The organism is Novosphingobium sp. GW821-FHT09E05, assembly GCF_059416165.1.
Window position 1 is genome coordinate 1,714,073 of the sequence record NZ_JBWKOQ010000001.1, and the last position, 20,777, is coordinate 1,734,849.

At 67.5% G+C, this 20,777-nt stretch carries 18 protein-coding genes; 12 read left to right on the top strand and 6 right to left on the bottom strand.

Features of this window, described 5'->3' with window-relative positions; all coding sequences use genetic code 11:
- Window positions 1–9: 9 nt before the first annotated feature.
- The gene (locus tag AC07M9_RS08085) at window positions 10–1,824 is read right to left on the bottom strand and encodes a DEAD/DEAH box helicase (protein WP_494882819.1); all 1,815 of its coding nucleotides are present in this window, start codon (window positions 1,822–1,824) and stop codon (window positions 10–12) included.
- A gap of 181 nt (window positions 1,825–2,005) precedes the next feature.
- Window positions 2,006–2,221: a hypothetical protein gene (locus tag AC07M9_RS08090; RefSeq protein WP_494882821.1), complete on the bottom strand. Its 216-nt coding sequence runs from the start codon at window positions 2,219–2,221 to the stop codon at window positions 2,006–2,008.
- A 172-nt stretch (window positions 2,222–2,393) separates the two neighbouring features.
- Here AC07M9_RS08090 and AC07M9_RS08095 point away from each other — a divergent pair, with 172 nt between their 5' ends.
- The 3 genes from AC07M9_RS08095 to AC07M9_RS08105 all read left to right on the top strand — a co-directional run bounded on the left by AC07M9_RS08095 (window position 2,394) and on the right by AC07M9_RS08105 (window position 8,002).
- The gene (locus tag AC07M9_RS08095) at window positions 2,394–4,175 is read left to right on the top strand and encodes a tetratricopeptide repeat-containing sulfotransferase family protein (RefSeq protein ID WP_494882823.1); all 1,782 of its coding nucleotides are present in this window, start codon (window positions 2,394–2,396) and stop codon (window positions 4,173–4,175) included.
- Window positions 4,176–4,305: 130 nt separating this feature from the next.
- The gene (locus tag AC07M9_RS08100) at window positions 4,306–6,696 is read left to right on the top strand and encodes a TonB-dependent receptor (protein WP_494882825.1); all 2,391 of its coding nucleotides are present in this window, start codon (window positions 4,306–4,308) and stop codon (window positions 6,694–6,696) included.
- Between the two features lie 4 nt (window positions 6,697–6,700).
- Complete coding sequence (locus tag AC07M9_RS08105; protein ID WP_494882827.1) at window positions 6,701–8,002, top strand: APC family permease; 1,302 nt, start codon at window positions 6,701–6,703, stop codon at window positions 8,000–8,002.
- On the opposite strand, the gene AC07M9_RS08110 is transcribed toward AC07M9_RS08105, so the two are convergent.
- Entirely contained in the window at window positions 7,999–8,595 is a 597-nt protein-coding gene (locus AC07M9_RS08110) for a TetR family transcriptional regulator C-terminal domain-containing protein (protein ID WP_494882829.1), read from the bottom strand. The two genes, AC07M9_RS08105 and AC07M9_RS08110, sit on opposite strands and share 4 nt — an antisense overlap.
- Window positions 8,596–8,631: 36 nt before the next feature.
- Between AC07M9_RS08110 and AC07M9_RS08115 the strand changes: the two genes are divergently transcribed.
- Together AC07M9_RS08115 and AC07M9_RS08120 are read left to right on the top strand one after the other, a co-directional pair.
- Complete coding sequence (locus AC07M9_RS08115) at window positions 8,632–9,801, top strand: aromatic ring-hydroxylating oxygenase subunit alpha (RefSeq protein WP_494882831.1); 1,170 nt, start codon at window positions 8,632–8,634, stop codon at window positions 9,799–9,801.
- Window positions 9,798–11,402 (top strand): phytoene desaturase family protein, encoded by a 1,605-nt coding sequence (locus tag AC07M9_RS08120; RefSeq protein ID WP_494882833.1) that lies wholly within the window; start codon window positions 9,798–9,800, stop codon window positions 11,400–11,402. Before AC07M9_RS08115 ends, AC07M9_RS08120 begins: the two co-directional genes overlap by 4 nt.
- Window positions 11,403–11,512: 110 nt before the next feature.
- Here AC07M9_RS08120 and AC07M9_RS08125 read toward each other — a convergent pair whose 3' ends face one another.
- From AC07M9_RS08125 to AC07M9_RS08135, 3 genes are all read right to left on the bottom strand, one after another.
- Complete coding sequence (locus tag AC07M9_RS08125) at window positions 11,513–12,790, bottom strand: Xaa-Pro dipeptidase (protein WP_494882835.1); 1,278 nt, start codon at window positions 12,788–12,790, stop codon at window positions 11,513–11,515.
- Window positions 12,787–14,202, bottom strand: a complete 1,416-nt coding sequence (locus tag AC07M9_RS08130; protein WP_494882837.1) for a M20/M25/M40 family metallo-hydrolase — start codon at window positions 14,200–14,202, stop codon at window positions 12,787–12,789. The genes AC07M9_RS08125 and AC07M9_RS08130 overlap by 4 nt, the downstream gene beginning before the upstream one ends.
- Before the next feature lie 152 nt (window positions 14,203–14,354).
- A complete protein-coding gene (locus tag AC07M9_RS08135) occupies window positions 14,355–16,052 on the bottom strand; it encodes a M20/M25/M40 family metallo-hydrolase (RefSeq protein ID WP_494882839.1) in 1,698 nt (565 codons plus the stop codon).
- Window positions 16,053–16,238: 186 nt separating this feature from the next.
- Here AC07M9_RS08135 and rpiB point away from each other — a divergent pair, with 186 nt between their 5' ends.
- From rpiB to rpsD, 7 genes are all read left to right on the top strand, one after another.
- Entirely contained in the window at window positions 16,239–16,676 is a 438-nt protein-coding gene (rpiB, locus tag AC07M9_RS08140) for a ribose 5-phosphate isomerase B (RefSeq protein WP_494882841.1), read from the top strand.
- 14 nt (window positions 16,677–16,690) lie between these two features.
- Window positions 16,691–17,989, top strand: coding sequence for a serine hydroxymethyltransferase (gene glyA, locus AC07M9_RS08145; RefSeq protein WP_494882843.1), 1,299 nt, complete (start codon window positions 16,691–16,693; stop codon window positions 17,987–17,989).
- 4 nt (window positions 17,990–17,993) lie between these two features.
- Window positions 17,994–18,221 carry a hypothetical protein gene (locus tag AC07M9_RS08150; RefSeq protein WP_007682092.1) on the top strand — a complete coding sequence of 76 codons (228 nt, stop codon included), beginning with the start codon at window positions 17,994–17,996 and terminating at the stop codon, window positions 18,219–18,221.
- A 29-nt stretch (window positions 18,222–18,250) separates the two neighbouring features.
- Window positions 18,251–18,727, top strand: a complete 477-nt coding sequence (nrdR, locus tag AC07M9_RS08155) for a transcriptional regulator NrdR (protein WP_494882844.1) — start codon at window positions 18,251–18,253, stop codon at window positions 18,725–18,727.
- Window positions 18,711–19,454 (top strand): RNA methyltransferase, encoded by a 744-nt coding sequence (locus AC07M9_RS08160; RefSeq protein WP_494882845.1) that lies wholly within the window; start codon window positions 18,711–18,713, stop codon window positions 19,452–19,454. The genes nrdR and AC07M9_RS08160 overlap by 17 nt, the downstream gene beginning before the upstream one ends.
- A 20-nt stretch (window positions 19,455–19,474) precedes the next feature.
- Window positions 19,475–19,819, top strand: coding sequence for a hypothetical protein (locus AC07M9_RS08165; RefSeq protein ID WP_494882846.1), 345 nt, complete (start codon window positions 19,475–19,477; stop codon window positions 19,817–19,819).
- Between the two features lie 258 nt (window positions 19,820–20,077).
- The gene (gene rpsD, locus AC07M9_RS08170; RefSeq protein ID WP_494882847.1) at window positions 20,078–20,692 is read left to right on the top strand and encodes a 30S ribosomal protein S4; all 615 of its coding nucleotides are present in this window, start codon (window positions 20,078–20,080) and stop codon (window positions 20,690–20,692) included.
- Window positions 20,693–20,777: the final 85 nt, after the last annotated feature.

A 20,777-nucleotide genomic window follows, 5' to 3' on the forward strand; every position in this document is an offset into this window, starting at 1 on the left:
ACCCATCAATCAGTCAGGACGACCCTTGCGGGGCTTCTTGTGGAACGGCTTGCCGCCGGCCGGGCGATCCGGACGCGGGCCTGAGGTCGACCGCGCACGGTAGGGCGCCTCGCCCTCGCCGCGCGGCTGGGCGGTGTAGCTGCCCTGACCACCGCCCGGATGCGGACGACGGCCGCGGCCCTGCGGGCCCTCGCGGTCGCGGCTGCGGTGCTTGGCGACGTCGCGCGGGGTGTCGGGCGAGCGCTCGATGAGGATGGTCGCCTCGTACTCGCCATCGGGGTTCGCGGTCCGCTGGACGGCGGCCGCGAACTGATCTGCCATCGCGCTCGGGATCTGGAAGTGGGTCTGGTCGGCCGAGATGCGGATCTGGCCGACGGCATCGCGGGTCACGTGACCACGGCGGCACAGGACCGGCAGGATCCAGCGCGCCTCGGCGTTCTGCTGGCGGCCTGCGTCCATGCGGAACCAGACGACATCTTCGAAGCCGGGACGCTCGCGGCGTTCACGGCTCTCGGGCGTGTTGCCGATGAGTTCCTCGGGCTGCGGCATGGCGGCGCGGTGCGCTACGACCAGGGCGGCGGCGATATCCTCGGCGCTCACCTTTTCGAGCAGCACGCGGGCGATCTCGCGGTCGTCCTCCTCGGCCTCGACGGGCGCGAGCAGCTTTTCCATCAGGCGTTCGCGGTCCTGTTCGCGGATCGCCTCGAGCGTCGGCGCTTCGCCCCACTCGGCCTCGATGCGCGCGCCGCGCAGCATCATCTCGACGCGGCGGCGGCGCGGATAGGGCACGAGCAGCACGGCAGTGCCCTTGCGCCCGGCGCGGCCAGTACGGCCCGAACGGTGCTGCAGCGTTTCCGCATCGCGCGGAATCTCGACGTGGACGACGAGGCTGAGCGTCGGCAGATCGATGCCGCGCGCGGCGACGTCGGTGGCGACGCAGACCTTGGCGCGGCGGTCGCGCAGTGCCTGCAGCGCATTGTTGCGCTCGTTCTGCGAGTGTTCGCCCGAGAGCGCCACGGCGGAGAAGCCGCGCTCGACCAGGGTGGCGTGCAGGTGCTTCACGTTGTCGCGCGTGGCGCAGAACAGGATCGCGGTCTCGGCATCGTGGAAGCGCAGCAGGTTGACCACCGCGCGCTCGATGTCGGACGGAGCGACCGTGACGGCCTGGTACGAGATGTCGCCGTGGCCGCGGTTATCGCCTACGGTCGAGATGCGCAGCGCATTCTTCTGGTAACGCTGGGCCAGCGCCTCGATCGGGCGCGGCATGGTCGCGGAGAAAAGCAGCGTGCGGCGGTCTTCCGGGGTCGCGTCGAGGATTTCCTCGAGGTCCTCGCGGAAGCCCATGTCGAGCATCTCGTCGGCTTCGTCGAGCACGATGGCGCGCAGCGACGAGAGGTTGAGCTTGCCGCGCTCCAGATGGTCGCGAAGGCGGCCCGGCGTGCCGACGACGATGGTCGCGCCGCGCTCGAGCGCCCGGCGCTCCTTCACGGGGTCCATGCCGCCCACGCAGGTGACGATGCGCGCGCCGGTCTTGGCGTAGAGCCATTCGAGCTCACGGCTGACCTGCTGCGCCAGTTCGCGCGTCGGCGCGATGGCAAGGGCGAGCGGGCCTTCGGAATAGGGAATGCGGCCGTCTTCGATCAGTTCATCGCCCATGGCGATACCGAAGGCGACGGTCTTGCCCGAGCCGGTCTGCGCCGAAACGACGAGGTCGCGGCCACGGGCTTCGGGTTCGGACACGGCGGTCTGCACCGGCGTGAGCGTTTCGTAGCCATGCGCTGCGAGGGCCTCGGCGAGAGGCTGGGGAAGTTGCGAAAAAGTCATAAGTGGCAAATCAATCCTGCCGCTTGTGCGGCTTTGGCGAGCTTAGGGAGGGCTGCGAGGGTCGCCCGCAGGCGCTCCAATTGAGCCGCCCATAGACGAAAGCGCAGCAATTTGCGCGCACCAATTTCACTTTACTGCAGATTATGCAATCGTGAGCAGAATCGCAGCCTCCGAAAACCCGCTAAATCCGCCCTGCCCACCGCGGATGCGACGCAGGCCCGGCGTCGGCGCGCTGTTCGGGCAGAAGGTCGAAACTGGGCTGGAATCCGAGCAGGACATACATGTCCCGCTCAAGGAACGGCGCCGCGTCGCCCGCGCTCATATCGACCCGGGCGCAGTCGCCAAGGCCAGGCAGGTTGGTTCGAAAAAGCCCTTTGCGTACAGACGTGACGCGCATGAGATTTACCCCTGGATATGTTGGCCGGCACGTGGAGGGCGCCCGCTAACGATCCTGAACCCGGCGATCAAGCCGGCCGGGAGGCTGTCATATTTCCGCAAGACGGGCAAGCCTCCCGGCTGTCCGGCGAACACCTTGAGGTTGCATCGGGTCTTGCGCATAACCACGGTCGATGAAACGTCCCGGCCCCGCCACTTCCATGGCCTCGCTCGTCGCCGCCGACCCTGCCCGCGCGCTGCCGCTTCTGCGCGGCGCGATCCTGCGCAACGAGAACGACGCGCCGGCATACCGCCTGCTCGGCCGGGCGCTTCGCGCGCTGGGCCGCGATGCCGAGGCGGAACTGGCCGAGCGCGAGTCCCTCCGCGCGTCGGCCCACGACCCGGCACTCTTCGCTATTGCCCAGGCGCTCATCGCGGGCGACCTGCCCATGGCGGAAGCCGGTCTGCGCCAGCGCCTGCGCGAGCAGCCGACCGATGTCGCCGCGATCCGCATGATGGCCGAACTGGCGGGACGGATCGGCCGTTACCGCGATTCCGAGGCATTGCTGCGCCGTGCCCTCGAACTCGCACCCGGCTTCGTCGCGGCGCGGGCGAACCTTGCGATCGTCCTCTACAAGCAGAACCGCTTCGCCGACGCCGTGAACGAACTCGATGCCGTGCTGGCGGCGGGCGGCGCGGACGCGGGCAATCTCAACTTGCGCGCAGCCGCCCTGGGCCGCACCGGAGACTACGAGGAAGCGAGGCGCATCTACGCCGACCTCACCGCCGCCTTCCCCGACCATGCGCGTCTCTGGATGAGCTACGGGCACATCCTGAAGACGCTGGGCGAACAGGCGCAGAGCGTCGCCGCCTATCGCCGCGCGACCGCGATCGAACCGGGCCTCGGCGAAGTCTGGTGGAGCCTCGCCAACCTCAAGACCTGGCGGTTCGGGGACAAGGATGTGCGGGCCATGGAAGCCGCGCTGGCCGACGGCGCGGAACTGTCCGAGGACGACCGCCTCCACCTCCACTTCGCGCTCGGCAAGGCGCTGGAGGATCGCGGCGAGGCGGCGGCGTCCTTCGAACACTACGCCGAAGGCAACCGCCTCCGCCGCGACCAGCTGGACTATGATCCCTCGGCGACCGCCGCGCAGGTCGAGAGCGTGATCGCGACATTCACGCCGGAGTTCATCGCCGCGCGGGCCGATGCCGGCCACCCCTCCCCCGATCCGGTGTTCATCCTCGGCCTGCCGCGCGCCGGATCGACGCTGGTCGAGCAGATCCTCTCCAGCCACTCTCAGGTCGAAGGCACCATGGAACTGCCCGACATCCCGGCGATGGCCATGCGAGAGGCCCAGGCCGCCGGCGGCCATGCCCGGGAGTGGCCCGAGGCGCTGGCCGCCCTGCCGCATGAACGCCTGGCGCAGCTCGGCGCCGAGTTCCTCGATCGCACCCGCATCCAGCGCAAGACCGGCAAGCCATTTTATATCGACAAGCTGCCCAACAACTGGGCCTACCTCGGCTTCATCGCGCTGATCCTGCCGAATGCGAAGATCATCGACGCGCGCCGGGCGCCGCTCGACTGCTGCTTCTCCAACTTCCGCCAGCATTTCGCCAAGGGCCAGCCGTTCTCCTATGACCTCGAGCATGTCGGGCGCTATTATGCCGACTACGTCCGCGCCATGTTCCACTACGACGGCGTCCTGCCCGGCCGTGTCCACCGCGTGATCCACGAGCGCCTGCTCGACGATCCGGAGGCCGAGGTGCGGCGGCTGCTGGACTATCTCGGCCTTCCCTTCGAGGAATCCTGCCTCGAATTCCATCGCAACCCGCGCGCGGTGCGCACGGCATCGAGCGAACAGGTACGCCGCCCGATCAACCGCGACGGCGTCGACCAGTGGCGTCCCTACGAGGCCTGGCTCGAACCGCTCAGGTCCGCGCTCGGCACCTTGCCGGAGACATACGCGCGGGACTGACCGCAAGTGCCGCTGTTTGTGGCAGAAATGTCATACAGTGCGATGCACAATGAGGGTTACCCGGCGGACCTATTGTCAAAACTCATGAACTGTGGCGCTTTCCCTCTAGGGCAATATCAGGGGAACACGGGTGATTTCATCGCGTCAGGCTTCTCGTCGCAGCGTCGTCGCGCTGCTTGGGTCTTCCGCTCTTGCTGCAGCGCAACCCGCGCTCGCGCAGCAGGCCCCGGTCGAGGATGAGAGCGACGTCATCCTCGTCACCGCTCTCAAGCGCAGCCAGAACATCCAGGACGTGCCGATGGCGATCACCGCGCTCGGCGGTGAAAAGCTGCGCGAACTGCAGGTCAAGGAACTGCAGGACGCGGTCAAGTTCATCCCTTCGGTCACCATCCAGACCACTCAGCCCGGCTTCAGCCAGGTCTACTTCCGCGGCGTCGCCTCGGGCGAGAACGCCAACCACTCCGGCCCGCTGCCCACCGTCGGCACCTACCTCGACGAAATGCCGATCACGACCATCCAGGGCGCGCTCGACATCCACGCCTACGACATCGCCCGGGTCGAGGCGCTCGCCGGGCCGCAGGGCACGCTCTACGGCGCCAGTTCGATGGCCGGCACGATCAAGATCGTCACCAACGCGCCGGACTATTCCGGCACCTACGGTGCGGTCGACGCGGAACTGAACTCGGTGGCGCACGGCGACATCGGCGGCGTCGCGCAGGGGTTCCTGAACTTCAAGCTGTCCGACCGCTCAGCGCTGCGCGTCGTCGGCTGGTATCGCCGCGACGCGGGCTACATCGACAACATCGCAGGCAGCCGCACCTATCCGGTCTCGGGCATCACCCAGGACAACGCCGACCTCGTCGAGAAGGATTACAACGACGTCGAGACCTACGGCGCCCGCATGGCGCTGGGCATCGAACTGGACGACAACTGGACGATCACGCCGACACTCATGGGGCAGATCCAGAAGACCAATGGCAGCTTCGCGCAGGAACGGTCCCGCGCCGTCAGCAAGAAGCTGCAGACCGTCCAGTACAATCCCGAGGGCAGCAAGGACGAGTGGTACCAGGCCGCCCTCACCATCGAAGGCAAGCTGGGCAACTGGGACCTCGTGGCGACCGGCGGCCTGCTCAACCGCAAGGATCGCACCGAGTCCGACTATTCGGACTACTCGTATTTCTACGACGCCCTCTACGGCTCGGGCGAATTCCTCTACGACAATGCCGGCGACCTGGTCAGCCCGAACCAGTACATCCAGGGCCGCGACAAGTACCGCCGCCAGTTCGGCGAACTGCGCGTGACCTCGCCGCAGGAGAACCGCCTGCGCCTGATCGCCGGCATCTTCGCCCAGCGCCAGACGCACTACATCACCCAGAACTATATCATCGACGGCATCGCCGATTCGATCACCGTGCCGGGCACCGACAGCGACATCTGGCTCACCAAGCAGAAGCGCGTCGACCGCGACTATGCCGCCTTCGGCGAACTCAGCTTCGACATTACCGATGCCCTGACCGCCACCGGCGGGCTGCGCGTCTACAAGTACAAGAACTCGCTGGTCGGCTTCTTCGGTTACAGCGACGGCTACTCCAGCCGCACCGGTGTCGCCGCCTGCTTCGACGATGCCATCGTCAAGGGCTCGCCCTGCACCAACCTCGATGCCAAGACCTCGGACACCGGCTCTATCTACAAGGCGAACCTCACTTACAAGCTGTCGCCCGACTGGCTGGTCTACGCCACATGGTCGCGCGGCTTCCGCCCCGGCGGCATCAACCGGCGCGGCGGACAGCCGCCCTATGCGCCCGACACGCTCGACAACTACGAGTTCGGCTGGAAGAGCCAGATCGGCGCCTTCACCTTCAACTACGCCATGTACCGCGAGGACTGGAGCAACATCCAGCTCTCGTTCCTCGGCGAGAATGGCCTGACCCTCATCCGCAACGCGGGCGCTGCGCGGATCTACGGTGTCGAGTTCGACCTCGGTTACCGCAAGAACGGCCTGACGCTGGGCGCGGGCGGCAGCTACAACGACGCCACGATCACCAAGGATTTCTGCCAGTTCGCCAACAGTTCGTTCGACTGCACGATCCCCGGCCCGGGCGGCGCCGACAACGCCCTGCTCGCGCAGTCGGGAACCCGCCTGCCCATCACCGCCTCGTTCAAGGGTAATGCGCTGGCCCGCTACGAATTCCCGCTCGGCAACTGGCAGGGCCATGTCCAGGGCTCGGTCAACTACATCGGCAAGCGCCGCAGCGACCTTCGCGATGCCGAGAACGCCATCAAAGGCGAATTCGACGCCTATACCACGGCAGACTTCAGCATCGGCGTGAAGAACGATGTCTGGCGCTTTGAAATCTATGCGAACAACGTGTTCGACAGCAACGGCGTCATCAACAGTTCGGTTCAGTGCCTCGAAACCACCTGCGGCGATCCCGACGGCGTCAGTGGCACCGGGGGCGTCTTCTACGACTACGTGATCCGTCCCAGGATCATCGGCCTCAAGATCGGCAGGGATTTCTGAGGCCTTGAACGACGGCACGGGCGACGTTCCACGCAAGGTCGGCGGCGACGGGCTTCTCGGACCCGTCGCCGCCATCGCTCTGGTGATGGGCAACATGATCGGCTCGGGCGTGTTCCTCCTGCCCGCGACGCTTGCACCATACGGCTGGAACGCGGTTGCCGGATGGGTATTGACGACGGCGGGCGCGATGGTGCTGGCCTATGTCCTCGTCGGCCTGACCCGCTCCTTGCCCGAGGCCGGCGGCCCGCCGGGCTTCGTCACCACCGCGTTCGGCGCCGCCGCCGGCTTCTTCGTCAGCTGGATCTATCTCGTGTCGATCTGGACAACGGTGGCCACGATCGCGGTGGCGGCAATCAGCTACCTATCGAACATGATCCCGGCGCTGGCGGCAGGAGCCTTCCGCCCGGCACTGGCCGCGCTTGCGCTGGTCTGGCTGCTGGCGCTGCTCAACCTGCGCGGCGCCAGGGCGGCGGGCGGCTTCCAGGTCGTGACCCTCGCCATCAAGATCATCCCGCTGATCGTCGTCGTCGTCATCGCCGCCATCGTGCTGGGCACCGGCGAGGCGCAGGTGACGCCGGTGACCGCCGTGCCCGTGACGCCGGGCTCGGTCAACGCAGCGGCGACGCTGACGCTGTGGGCGCTGGTCGGTTTCGAGTCCGCCAGCATCGCCGCCACCCGCGTTCGCCATCCCGAAGTCAACATCGCCCGCGCCACATTGTGGGGCACCGCCCTGACCGGTGTGCTCTATCTGCTGGTCTGCTCTGCCATAGCCCTGCTCCTGCCGATGGACGTCGCCGCCGCGTCACCGGCGCCCTTCGCCACTTTCGTCGCGCACTTCTGGAATCCGGGGGCTGCGGCGCTGGTCACACTCTTCGCCGTCGTCAGCTGCATCGGCGCGCTGAATGGCTGGACCCTTCTGCAGGCGGAAATGGCGCGCGACATGGCGGCGCGCCGTCTACTGCCGCAGTGGTTCGCTGCCACCGACACGCGCGGAACCCCGCGGCGGGCGCTGCTGGTCTCGACCCTGATCGCCACTCTGTTCGTGGCGATGAACGGCTCGCGCTCCATGCAGGCGCTGTTCGAGTACCTGCTGCTCCTATCCACCTCGGCGACGCTGTGGCTCTATCTCGCCTGTGCGCTGGCGGCGTGGCGCCTGCGGGTCTGCCGTATGCTCGCGGCGCTGGGCGCCCTCTACGCGCTATGGACCCTGTGGGGCGCCGGTATCGGGGCCAGCGGCATGAGCTTTGTCCTCATGGCGCTTGGCCTGCCGATCTGGCTCTGGACCCGGCGCGCCCGGCGCGCCTAGCCCAGCAGCGCGTCGAGCCACTTCTCCACCAGGCCTTCCGCCTCCGGCGGCGTGAAAGGCGCCTTGCCCAGGCTCAGTTCCAGCCACAGCCCGTCGATCAGCGCGGTGAGCGCGACAGCAGGCAGCCGGGCATCGGTCATCCCCGGCTTCACGGCGAGGACGAGATCCTCGATGCCGCTACGGAACTCGCCGTAGATTTCGGCATGAAGCGCCCCGATCCCGGCGTCCACGGGGGTCATGCTCCAGAACGCCAGCCACGTCGCCAGCAGTTCGCCATCAGCAATAGGTGGACGGAAGCTGGCGGTGAGATAAGCGAGCAGACGACCGCGCGGATGTTCTCCCGCTCCGGCGACGGCCTCGTCCAGCGCCTGAGAAACGCGCGTACCGGTCCAGCGATAGGCCTCGGCTATCGCCTGCGACACGCTGCCGAAGTAATGACGCAGCAGCCCCGGCGAGACCCCCGCCGCCGCGCAGATCGTCCGCACCGAAGTCCCCGCCACGCCCTGCTGCGCGAGACACCGCGCGGTGGCCTCGACCAGGCTCTGGCGACGCTCGTCCGGGTGGGCCCGCGTGAAGGATTGATGCTCGCTCATGATCTTGTTATACGGTCGTATAGCAAGGAGCGCGGGATGGCAACGCAAGCCGCCGACCATAGCATGACCGATCCGCTGGAAGGCTGGAGCCTGCCGGCCTGGACCTATTCCGACGCCGACTTCTTCGAGGCCGAGAAGGAGCGCGTCTTCGCGCCCAGCTGGCAGGTGGTATGCCACGAAAGCGACCTGCCAGGTCCCGGAGACTGGCATACGCTCGACTACATCGGTGAAAGCGTGGTGGTCGTACGCGGTGCCGACGCCGCCTTGCGCGCCTTCACCAACGTCTGCCGCCACCGCGGATCGCGTCTGGTCGATGGCGCCAGCGGCTGTGCGAAGAAGCTGGTGTGCCCCTACCATGCCTGGGCCTACGACCTCGACGGCAAGCTCTCGGGCGTGCCCGACAGCACCAGCTACCCCGCCTTCGACCGCGCCAGCCACGGACTCGCCCAGGTCCAGCTCGAGGTATGGCGCGGTTTCGTCTTCGTGCGCCTCGTTGACGACGGCGGGCCTTCGGTGGCCCAGATGATGGCGCCTTACGAGGCCATGGTCGCCCCCTATCGCTTCGAGGAACTGGAAGCGCTGGGCCGCGTCACCCTGCGCCCGCGCGAGGTGAACTGGAAGAACATCGGCGACAACTATTCCGACGGCCTCCACATCCCGGTCGCCCACCCCGGTCTCACCCGCCTGTTCGGGCGCAGCTACGGGGTCGAGGCCGAGGCCGACGTCGACCGCATGTGGGGCGACCTTATGGACACCCCCTCGCGCAACTGGTCCGAGCGGATGTACCAGAAGCTGCTGCCACCGGTCCCGCACCTGCCGGCAGACCGCCAGCGCCACTGGCTCTACTTCAAGCTCTGGCCGAACGTCGCTTTCGACATCTATCCCGACCAGGTCGACTTCATGCAGTGGCTGCCCACCGGTCCGACGACCGCTCTGATCCGCGAGATCAGCTACGTGCTGCCCGACGACCGCCGGGAAATGCGCGCCGCGCGCTACCTCAACTGGCGCATCAACCGCCAGGTCAACACCGAGGACACCGAGCTCATCACCCGCGTCCAGGCGGGCATGGCCTCGCGCAGCTTCTCCATCGGCCCGCTGTCCGACAAGGAGGTGTGCCTGCGCCATTTCTGCAAGCGGATGCGCGACATCATCCCCGAGGCGCGATCCGAGCGCCGCCCCGTCCCCGGTTGGAGCCAGACCCGATGACCCAGAAGTATGACGCGATCATCATCGGTGCGGGCCACAACGGCCTCACCTGTGCCTTCTACCTCGCCCGCGCCGGCCTTAAGGTGCGCGTGCTGGAACGGCGCGACGTCGTCGGCGGCGCGGCGGTGACCGAGGAGTTCCACCCCGGCTTCCGCAACTCCGTCGCCAGCTACACCGTCAGCCTGCTGCAGCCCAAGGTCATCGCCGACATGCGCCTGGCCGAGCACGGCTACCGCGTGATCGAGCGGCCCATCAGCAATTTCCTGCCGCAGGAGGACGGCGGCTACCTCAAGCTCGGCGGCGGGCTCGAGCGGACGCAGGCCGAGTTCCGGCGCTTCTCCGCGCATGACGCGGCCGTCCTGCCCGCGTATTACGCAGCGCTCGAAGGCGTCGCCGAAGTCCTGCGCGACCTCGCGCTCAAGACCCCGCCCGAGGCCGGCGGCGGCTGGCGCGCGCTGATCGACGCGGCGCTGCAGGGCCGCAAGCTCGCCGGCCTGTCGATCGAGGCCCAGCGCGACGTGCTCGACCTGTTCACCAAGTCCGCGCGCGGTCTGCTCGACGGCTGGTTCGAGAGCGAGGCCGTCAAGGCCGCGTTCGGCTTCGACGCGGTGGTCGGCAACTACGCCTCGCCCGACACGCCGGGCAGCGCCTACGTGCTGCTGCACCACGTCTTCGGCGAGGTGAACGGCAAGAAGGGCGCCTGGGGCCATTCGGTCGGCGGCATGGGCACGATCACGCAGATCATGGCCATGGTCTGCCGCGACCTCGGCGTCCAGATCAGCCTCGAGGCGCCTGTCGACCGGGTGCTGGTCGATGGTGGCAAGGTCTCCGGCGTCCGCCTGGAAAGCGGCGAGGAGATCGCCGCCCCGCGCGTCATCGCCAACGTCGGGCCCAAGCTGCTTTACGGCAAGATGATCGCCCCCAGCGACCTGAACCCGGACTTCGCCCGCCGCATGAAGGGCTTCAAGACCGGCAGCGGCACCTGCCGCATGAACGTCGCGCTGTCCGAGCTGCCGCGCTTCACCTGCCTGCCCGAGCCGGGCGAGCACCACCGTTCGGGCATCATCATCGCGCCGACCCTCGACTACATGGACCGCGCCTTCCTCGATGCGAAGCAGTTCGGGTGGTCGAAGAAGCCGATCGTCGAGATTCTCATCCCCTCGACCATTGACGACAGCCTCGCACCTCCTGGCCAGCACGTCGCCAGCCTGTTCTGCCAGCAGTTCGCGCCCGTGCTGCCCGACGGCCGCGACTGGGACGCCGAAGAGGACAAGGCCGCCGACACCATCATCGACACGGTCGAAGCCCACGCACCGGGCTTCCGCGCGTCGATCCTGGGCCGGCAGGTGCTCAGCCCGAAGGGACTCGAGCGCAAGTTCGGGCTCGTCGACGGCGACATCATGCATGGCAACCTGACGCTCGACCAGATGTGGTCGGCGCGCCCGGTGCTGGGACATGGCGCGTACCGGGGGCCGATCAAGGGGCTCTACATGTGCGGTGCGGGCGCTCACCCCGGCGGCGGGGTCACCGGGGCGCCGGGACACAACTGCGCCCACGAAGTCATCGCCGACAAGGGCAGGTTCGGACGGTTCCGGGGCTAGTTGAGGAAGCGCATGCGTGCGGGGGCTCTCATGGAGCGCCTGCGGCGGCTGGAACGACGATGGAAAGAGGCGCCGCGAGTATGCTGGCTTTGGCGACTTAGGAAAACCGCCTATCGTACCACCGCCCCGCCCTTCATGACATGCACCACGCTTTCCAGCACGCGCACGTCCGCCAGCGGGTTGCCCGAGACCGCGATCATGTCCGCGAACTTGCCCGGCGCGATCGAGCCGAGTTCCTTGTCGTGGCCGATCAGCGTCGCGGCATCGAGGGTTGCCGCACGTATCGCCTGCGCCGGGGTCATGCCCCAGCGCACCATGTAGGCGAACTGGCGGGCGTTGAGGCCATGGGGATAGACGCCGGAATCCGTACCGTAGCCGATCTTCACGCCCAGCTTCACCGCCTTGGCGAAGGCTTCGCGCTGGGCGAGCGTGGTCTCGCGGTTCTTGCGCAGGTATTCCTCGGGCCAGCCTTCGCGGGTGCCCTCCTCGTCGATCCAGTCGCCGTCGTAGACGTCCATGACGAGCCAGACCCCGGCCTGCTTCGCCATGGCCAGCCCCTCGTCGTCGATCAGGCTGGCGTGCTCGATGCTGTGGACGCCCGCACGGATCGCGGCCTTGATGCCGTCGGCTCCGTGGGCGTGGGCGGTGGCGTAGCTGCCATGCTCCCTTGCCACCGCGACGACGGCGCGCATCTCGTCGTCGGTCAGTTCGACCTGCCCCGGCTCGGTGCCGATGGCAAGGACGGCGCCGGTGGCGATGATCTTGATGAAGTCGGCGCCGTGGTCGAACAGGTATTCCGTCTTCTCGCGTGCCTCGCCCGCGTTGTGGACCACGCCGAGCCGCATGTCGGCGGGCAACTGGTCGTTGGGGACGACGCCGTTGAGCTCGCCGCCGCCGCCCGGCCTGGTGATGTAGGCCCCGGCCACGAACATGCGCGGCCCCGGCACCATGCCGCCGGCGATGGCATCGCGCAGCGCCACGTCGGTGAGGCCGCGATAGGTGCCGACATCGCGCACGGTGGTGAACCCGGCGTCAAGCGTAACCCTGGCGTTGTGCGCGCCGATCAACGCGGTCGCTTGCGGAGAGGTCTTGAGCGGCAACGCGAGGTCGGCACTCTGCCCGGCGTCGGCGAGGTGCGTGTGCAGGTCGATCAGGCCGGGCAGCACCGTGTAAGCCGACCAGTCGAGCGCCTCGGCGCCTGCAGGCGGCGCGGTACAGCGCTCGACGCGCACTACGCGCTCGCCCTCGACCAGCACGCACTGCCCGGTCTTTTCCGTACCGCTCGCCACGTCGAGCAGTCGTCCGGCGGTGACGTAGAGCGTGTGCGCTGACGCCGGCACCGCAAAGGTCGCGAGTGCCAGCGCGGCGATTGCAGCCGTGCGCCTCACTTCGACGCCAGGTCCTTGAGCAGCGTCGTGTAGTACGTCACGCCCGGTGCGACGTTGACCAGCGATATGCGCTCGTTGAGTCCATGGGAAAAGTCGTCCGAATCCTTGCCCATCGAGGAGCTGGCGCCGTAGCTCGGCACCCCGAGCGCGCGGTACCACATCGAGTCCGACGCGCCCGAGGACTGCGTGGGAATGATCGGCACCGGGCCCCAGGCCGCCGTCACCGCCTTGCGCGTGGCGGCGATGAAGTCGGCGCGCAGCGGCGATGCAGGGGCCTCGACGGAGTCGTCGCCGGTCACGTCGCTGAACTTGGCGGCAGGCATCGCGGCGACCTTCTGCAGTTCGGCCATGATCTCGGCGCGGGTGTGCCCGGGGAAGATGCGGCAGTTGATGTTGGCGGTGGCGCTCTGCGGCAGGGCGTTCTGGGCGTGGCCGCCGGAGATCATCGTCGGCACGCAGGTCGTCGAGACCTTGCCCACGGTCGCCGGATTGGCGCGCAGCACGGCGAGCGCGGCGGGGTCTTCGGGATTGGCGACGAAGGCCTTCATCGCGGCGGCGAGCTTGGGATCGGGTTCGATCTTCGCGGTCTCGGTCCACGACTGGCGGGTGATGTCGTTGAGTTCGGGCTTGAAGCGGTAGGCGCCGATCTTCGCCATCGCCTCGGACAGCTGGACGATGGCGTTGTCCGGGCGCGGCGCGGAGCTGTGGCCGCCGGGATTGGTGACGTCGACCTTGTAGTCGACATACGTCTTCTCACCGCCCTGCCAGGTCCAGAACAGCGGCTTGCCGGTCTTCTCGTCCAGCGTACCCGAGGAACCGTCGACATTGAGGACGATGCCGGCGTTCTTCAGGCGCTCGGCGATCACCTTCGAGGTGTCCATCGTGGTTTCCTCGTCACCCGAATAGGCGATGACGATGCTGCGCTTCGGCTTGAAGCCCTCGCGCCGCAGTTCGATCACCGAGGAGAGCGCCAGCGCGGCCTCGAACTTGGTGTCGCTGGCACCGCGGCCGTAGAGGTAGCCGTTCTCGACGATGGGGGTGAAGGGATCGCGCTCCCAGTCGGCGGGCTTGGCCTCGACCACGTCCATGTGCGCCGAGAGCACCACGGGGCCGAGCGAGGGATCGCTGCCCTTCCAGGTGGCGATGAGGTAGGCGGTGTCGTCGAGCGGGACGATCTCGATATCCTTCGCGTCCCAGCCGGCCTTGAGCAGCGCGTCACGAAGAACCTGCGCCACCTCGCCCGTCTTGTTGCCGGGGCCGCGCACCGAGCGCAGGGCGATGGTCTGCTTCGACAGCTCCAGCACCTGCTTCTCCGCCTCGGGATGACCCTTGGCCTGAGCGCCGGTGGACGCCAGCAGCGCGAGCGCCGTGGCGGCGCCGAGGGAGACGTGTGCCGGGAAATTGAAGCGCATCGATGATGTCCACTGCCAGGTTGCGACCGGGCCTGCCGTCGCCAGAATCTCAGGCGACACGCGGGCTGGACGCATTCTGTGCGCGTGTTTTGCCCCGCGCAAGGACGCTGATGAAAGACCGGCTCCGAGTTGATGATCGCGCGCCGTCGCGGCTATCCCTTCACACCGAGCGCGCGTGCCTCGCTATAGGTCGGGATACTGTCAGCCGGTGCGTCGAGACGAACCCATAGCGCTATGCCGATGGCGACCAGCATCAGGCCTCCGGCAATCCATGGCTGCCGGGGCACGGGGGGCCAGAGCGGTGCAAAACTCGCACAGATCAGCATCAGCGGCAGCACCGCGACCATCGGGACCATCGGGCCGACCGCCTGCATCAGCGCGAAGCCGAGCATGAGTGCGTATCCGCCGACGACGCCCGCGACCGGAATGCCCGCAGCGGGTCCGCCGCCCCGGACCCGTATCACGGCAGCCGCGCCCCCCAGGAGCAGCGGCACCGTAAGCACGTAAGCCGCGACGGGCGCCAGCGCTTGGAATGCAGCAGCGCCCAGCCAAAGGGGGATTAGCAGCCCGATCTCTCCCGAAGGCCCGGCCGGTTTGCGCCCGATGAACAGCAGCGCGGCGGACAGGCTTGCGCACAGGGCCATGGCCTGGAGTCTCGGGATGGCCGCAAGCCGATCGTAGTAGTCGGCGGGGCCATCGGCTCCCGACAGCAGGTTGAGCAGGAATAGGGCGCCCCCCGCCACCACAACGAGGCCGAACATCCGTGCCACGCCGCCCAGCACCGCGCGCGGCTCGAAGGCGCTCGCCGCCAAGGCCGCGTAGCCCCCGAAGGCCGCCGCCAGCATCACCCAGCCCCACCACACCGGGTAATGGAGCACGAACAGCCCGAACACGTCGAAGAACACGATGTCGGGCGTTTTCCCCGGCAACGCGGTGGCCCGGGACAGTGCGCCGGCGAGGCCCAGGGTCTGCTCCCCCATCTGCTGCAGGGACCCTTGGTCCAGCCGTTCCGCCGTCGCGAGCGGCGAGTGGTAGAACCTTGGTCGTCCGATGAACGCGATGTTCCAGGCCGGATAGCCATGCGCGAGCGCGACGGTCAGGTCGGTGTCGTTGGGCAGGACGCTGTAGATGAACGTCGCCAGCGAGGTCCCGGCCGGATGCGGGGCGGTGCCGGCCCAGAGGCGCGCGACATCGCCATTCATTGCGGAGGTCTGGAACAGGTTGGCCTTGCCGCCCCCGCCCCGCGCCTCGAGATTGACGATCGCGCCGATGCGCCTGGCCTCCGGGGCCTGCGCGAAGAACAGCTTTGCGCCGGTCAGTCCCGCTTCCTCGCCATCGGTCAGGATGACCATGACGTCGCGGCGCCGCTCGGCGTCGAGCGATAGCACCCGGACCGTCTCGAGGATGGAGGCCACGCCCGCGCCGTCGTCGGCCGCTCCGGGAGAGCCGGGAACGCTGTCGTAATGCGCCATCAGCGCCACGGCCGGCAGGCCGGGCTCACGTCCAGGCAGCACGCCGATCACGTTGCTCAGAGGTATCGTCGCATCATGCGTGCCGTTGTGGCGGTTGAACCAATCGCGCATGCTCGCGGGAAACACCCCGTGCTGCGTTCGTACCATCAGCCCCATGTTTTCGAGCCGCCGCAACAGATAGCCGCGCAAGGCGGCGTGTTCCGCGGAGCCACTGGGATGCGGCGCGCGGGCGATGCGCTCGACATCGCCCATCGCCCGCCCGGCGGAAAAGTCCCGTGCAGGAGCAGAAACCGGCAGCGGGCGCGGCGGCGTCGATCCCAGCACTGCCAAACCCAGCGCCAGAACCAGCGCACACAGAAAAGCCTTCGCATTTGCCACTGGATGCTCCCGAACCGAGCCTGTGCCCTTCTCCCTACAATGCCGGATTTACGCGCCGTCGCCAGCCCGTTACCCGTCGTCCGCCACCCGATACCTATGTTGCAACCCGGAGACTCGCCATGCGGTCAACTCGCGACTAAGGGGAGGCGCAAACGAATCCCCGTGAGAAGGACAGGCCCCTCTCCCATGCGCATCGCGATTGCATCAGACCACGCCGCCGTCGACCTCAAGGCCGACCTGCGCGAGTATATCATCGAACTCGGCCACGAAGTCGCCGACCTCGGCCCCGAGACCGCCGACCGCGTCGACTATCCCGACTACGGCTACAAGCTCGCCTCGGTCATCGCCGACGGCACCGTGCAGTTCGGCGTCGCGCTGTGCGGTTCGGGCATCGGCATCTCGATCGCGGTCAACCGCGACCCCGCCTGCCGCTGCGCGCTGGTGTCGGAGCCGCTCTCGGCCGCGCTCGCCCGCGAGCACAACGACGCCAACGTCATCGCCATGGGCGCCCGCCTGACCGGCATCGACATGGCCAAGGCCTGCCTCGACGCCTTCTTCTCGACCGAGTTCGGTGGCGGACGCCATGCCGGCCGCGTCGAAAAACTCTCTAATCCGTCCTTCTGAAGGAGCCAGAACCCATGACCGTAGAAACCGCTATCCGTTCGCCGGGCTTCTTCACCGACACGATCGCCCAGAGCGACCCCGACGTCGCCAAGGCCATCGGCCATGAGCTGAAGCGCGAGCGCAAGCAGATCGAGCTGATCGCGTCCGAGAACATCGTCTCCAAGGCCGTGCTCGAAGCGCAGGGCTCGGTGCTGACCAACAAGTACGCCGAGGGCTACCCCGGCAAGCGCTACTACCAGGGCTGCGAGCCTTCGGACGAAGTCGAGACGCTCGCCATCGAGCGCGCCAAGCAGCTGTTCGACTGCGGCTTCGCCAACGTCCAGCCCCACTCGGGCGCGCAGGCCAACGGCGCCGTGCTGCTCGCGACCGTGAAGCCCGGCGACACCATCATGGGCATGAGCCTCGACGCCGGCGGCCACCTCACCCACGGCGCTCGCGCCGCGCTGTCGGGCAAGTGGTTCAAGGCCGTGCAGTACGGCGTGACCCGCGACACCCACCTGATCGACTACGACGAAGTCGAGGCGCTCGCCCGCGAGCACAATCCCAAGCTGATCATCGCCGGCGGCTCCGCCTATCCGCGCATCATCGACTTCAAGCGCATGCGCGAGATTGCCGATGCGGTAGGCGCGCTGTTCCAGGTCGACATGGCGCACTTCGCCGGCCTCGTGGCCGCCGGCCTGCACCCCTCGCCCTTCCCGCATGCGCACATCGCCACCACCACCACGCACAAGACGCTGCGCGGGCCCCGGGGCGGCATGATCCTCACCAATGACGAGGCGCTGGCCAAGAAGATCAACTCGGCGGTGTTCCCCGGCCTTCAGGGCGGCCCGCTGATGCACGTCGTCGCCGCCAAGGCCGTCGCCTTCGGTGAAGCGCTGCGCCCCGAGTTCAAGGACTACGCCGCGCGCGTGATCGAGAACGCGCAGGTCCTCGCCGCCACGCTCAAGGCGCGCGGCGCCGCGATCGTCTCGGGCGGCACCGACACGCACCTCGCGCTGATCGACCTCTCGCCGCTGGGCGTGACCGGCAAGGATGCCGACGAGGCGCTCGAGCGTGCGGGCATCACCTGCAACAAGAATGGCATCCCGTTCGACCCGCTGCCCCCCATGAAGACCAGCGGCATCCGTGTCGGCTCGCCTGCCGGCACCACCCGCGGCTTCGGTCCCGAGGAATTCCGCCAGATCGGCGAGATGGTCGCCGACGTGCTCGAGGGCCTTGCCAAGTGCGGCGAGGCAGGCGACGCTCAGGTGGAGCAGAACGTGCGCACGCGCGTTGAAGCGCTGTGTGACCGCTTCCCCATCTACGAGGACTGAACCTATGACCGACCCCCAGCGCCCCCAGAACAACGGCGACTTCGTTTCCGACGCTCGCCAGGAACTCGCCGGAATGCTCCAGGATGGGCTCGCCCACCCCTCGACCAAGCCGGTGCTGATCTGGGGCGCTGCGGGCGCGATAGCAGGCGCGTTCCTGCCCTTCGTCTCCATCGGCCTCGGGCTGGCGGCTGGCGCGGGCTACAAGTTCTACAAGCGCGTCCGTCCCGAATGAACGCTGCTTACTCGAAAGTAACTTGCTGAATGCGCTGTCCTTTCTGCGCCCACGACGATTCCCAGGTCAAGGACAGCCGCCCGACCGAGGATGCCACCGCGATCCGCCGGCGGCGCCAGTGTTCGAGCTGCGGCGCGCGCTTCACCACGTTCGAGCGCGTACAGCTGCGCGAAATCGTCGTGGTCAAGAGCAACGACGCGCAAGGTGAGCCCCGCCGCGAGCCGTTCGACCGCGCCAAGATCGAGCAGTCGGTCACGCTTGCCTGCCGCAAGCGCCGGATCGGGCGCGAGCAGATCGACCGGCTCGTCTCGGGTGTGCAGCGGCAGGTGGAGACTTCGGGCGAGACCGAGGTTCCGTCCCGCGTGATCGGTGAACTGGTGATGGAAGGCCTGCGCCAGCTCGACTCGGTCGCCTACATCCGCTTCGCTAGCGTCTACCGCGCCTTCAACGAGGCGAAGGATTTCGAAGATTTTGCAGGGACCGTGCGCGATGTCGGCGTCAACTGAAGTCAAGGCACCCGTCATCGTGCTGGTCCGCCCGCAGCTGGGCGAGAATATCGGCAAGGCCGCGCGCGCCATGCTCAACTTCGGCCTGACAGAGCTGCGCCTCGTCACCCCGCGCGACGGCTGGCCCAATCCCTCCGCCGGCCCGGCGGCGGCGGGCGCCGACGAAGTGCTGGAACACGCCCAGGTCTTCGAAAGCCTTGCCGAAGCGGTGTCCGACTGTGCCAACGTCTATGCCACCACGGTGCGCAAGCGCGGCGTCACCAAGCCGGTCGTCACGCCCGAACAGGCCGCGCGCGAGGTTCACACCGCGCCGGGCCGCTCGGCCTATGTCTTCGGGCCGGAGCGCTCGGGGCTGGAGACGGAGGATGTCGCCCTCGCCCGTGCGATCCTGACGGTCCCGATCAACCCCGCGTTCGCCTCGCTCAACCTCGCGCAGGCCGTGATCCTGTGCGCCTACGAATGGTCGAAAGGGATCGGCCTTTCGCAGCCGACGGTGGAAGATATCCTCCCCCCCGCCCCGCAGGAAGAACTGGAAGGCATGATTGGCCAGTTCGAAACGCTGCTGGCGCCCACCAAGTATTTCTATCCAGAAAGCCGCGCCGGGGCGACTCGGCGCACGCTCCGCAACATGCTGACGAAGCCGGGCTGGAACTCGCTGGAGATTCGTACCATGCGCGGCGTGCTCAGCGCGCTCGGCGGCAACCGGAAGCCGCGTCCGCTGGAATAAAATTGCAGGGACGTTACCAATTGACGACGTACGGCATTTTTATTGGCGGAAGTGTTTCTGATGCATATATTGCGCCGCAACAATCCCTCAGGAGCCGTTACTCGATGATCCGTAGCACTCTGCTGCTCGTGACAGCACTTGCCGCCATTTCGCCTGCCATGGCCAAGGACAAGGCCGAAGACACTGCGCATGCCGACCCTGACAAGAAAGTCTGCCGTTACGAAGGCGAAACCGGGTCGATGATGCGTAAGCGCGTTTGCCACACTGCCGCCGAATGGAAGCAGATTGAAGCCATGAACGGCTCCAGCGCGCGGGATATGATCAACCGCAACAACGCAAACCGCCCGGCCCCCGGCGGCACCTGAGGCCGCTTCGGCGTGAGAATGCCCATGTGGATCGCCGGCGGTGCGCTGCCGGCGATCTTGTTTATTGACATTCCCCGCCAAGCCCCTATGGGCCTCCCCTTCACATGGCGCCTGCGTTTTCGCGCAGGTCGTCCACTCGGCCCCGCACCCCGGTGAAGCGGCGGCCGCATCCAGCGCCTTAGGCTGGATGGTGCGCCCCGGGAAACTATGGATCGCGCCGCCATGTCGGCAGCGCGGCAGCAGAATGGAAGTAGACTTATGTCGAAGCGCAAAAGCGCCAAGTACAAACTCGACCGTCGTATGGGCGAGAACATCTGGGGCCGTCCCAAGAGCTCGGTCAACCGCCGCAGCTACGGCCCCGGCCAGCACGGCCAGCGCCGCAAGAGCAAGGTGTCGGACTACGGCATCCAGCTGCGCGCCAAGCAGAAGCTCAAGGGCTACTACGGCGACGTGACCGAGAAGCAGTTCAAGCGCACCTACCAGGAAGCGTCGTCCATGAAGGGCGATACCGGCCAGAACCTGATCGGCCTGCTCGAGCAGCGCCTGGACATGGTCGTGTACCGCGCCAAGTTCGCGCCGACCATCTTCTCGGCCCGCCAGATCGTTTCGCACGGCCACATCCGCGTCAACGGCGTGAAGTGCAATATCGCCTCGCGCCGCGTGCGCGTCGGTGACGTCGTCACCCTCGGCAACAAGGCCAAGGAAATGGCGCTCATCATCGAAGCCCAGAACCTGCCCGAGCGCGAAGTCCCTGACTACGTCGCCCAGGACGGCACCGACAAGATCACCTTCGTGCGCGTTCCGACGCTCGACGAAGTGCCTTACCCGGTGAAGATGGAACCGAACCTGGTCGTCGAGTTCTACTCGCGCTGATCCGGCTCCTTCGGGATACCGAACGCAAAAAAGGGCGGTCCTTCGGGGCCGCCCTTTTCGTATATGCACCGCACGTTTCCGCACC

Coding starts and splice junctions, on each gene's coding strand:
- AC07M9_RS08095 (WP_494882823.1), top strand. CDS start 2,394: ATGAAACGTCCCGGCCCCGCCACTTCCATGGCCTCGCTCGTCGCCGCC.
- AC07M9_RS08090 (WP_494882821.1), bottom strand. CDS start 2,221: ATGCGCGTCACGTCTGTACGCAAAGGGCTTTTTCGAACCAACCTGCCT.
- glyA (WP_494882843.1), top strand. CDS start 16,691: ATGACCGTAGAAACCGCTATCCGTTCGCCGGGCTTCTTCACCGACACG.
- rpsD (WP_494882847.1), top strand. CDS start 20,078: ATGTCGAAGCGCAAAAGCGCCAAGTACAAACTCGACCGTCGTATGGGC.
- AC07M9_RS08120 (WP_494882833.1), top strand. CDS start 9,798: ATGACCCAGAAGTATGACGCGATCATCATCGGTGCGGGCCACAACGGC.
- AC07M9_RS08110 (WP_494882829.1), bottom strand. CDS start 8,595: ATGAGCGAGCATCAATCCTTCACGCGGGCCCACCCGGACGAGCGTCGC.
- rpiB (WP_494882841.1), top strand. CDS start 16,239: ATGCGCATCGCGATTGCATCAGACCACGCCGCCGTCGACCTCAAGGCC.
- nrdR (WP_494882844.1), top strand. CDS start 18,251: ATGCGCTGTCCTTTCTGCGCCCACGACGATTCCCAGGTCAAGGACAGC.
- AC07M9_RS08130 (WP_494882837.1), bottom strand. CDS start 14,202: ATGCGCTTCAATTTCCCGGCACACGTCTCCCTCGGCGCCGCCACGGCG.
- AC07M9_RS08160 (WP_494882845.1), top strand. CDS start 18,711: ATGTCGGCGTCAACTGAAGTCAAGGCACCCGTCATCGTGCTGGTCCGC.
- AC07M9_RS08150 (WP_007682092.1), top strand. CDS start 17,994: ATGACCGACCCCCAGCGCCCCCAGAACAACGGCGACTTCGTTTCCGAC.
- AC07M9_RS08115 (WP_494882831.1), top strand. CDS start 8,632: ATGGCAACGCAAGCCGCCGACCATAGCATGACCGATCCGCTGGAAGGC.
- AC07M9_RS08085 (WP_494882819.1), bottom strand. CDS start 1,824: ATGACTTTTTCGCAACTTCCCCAGCCTCTCGCCGAGGCCCTCGCAGCG.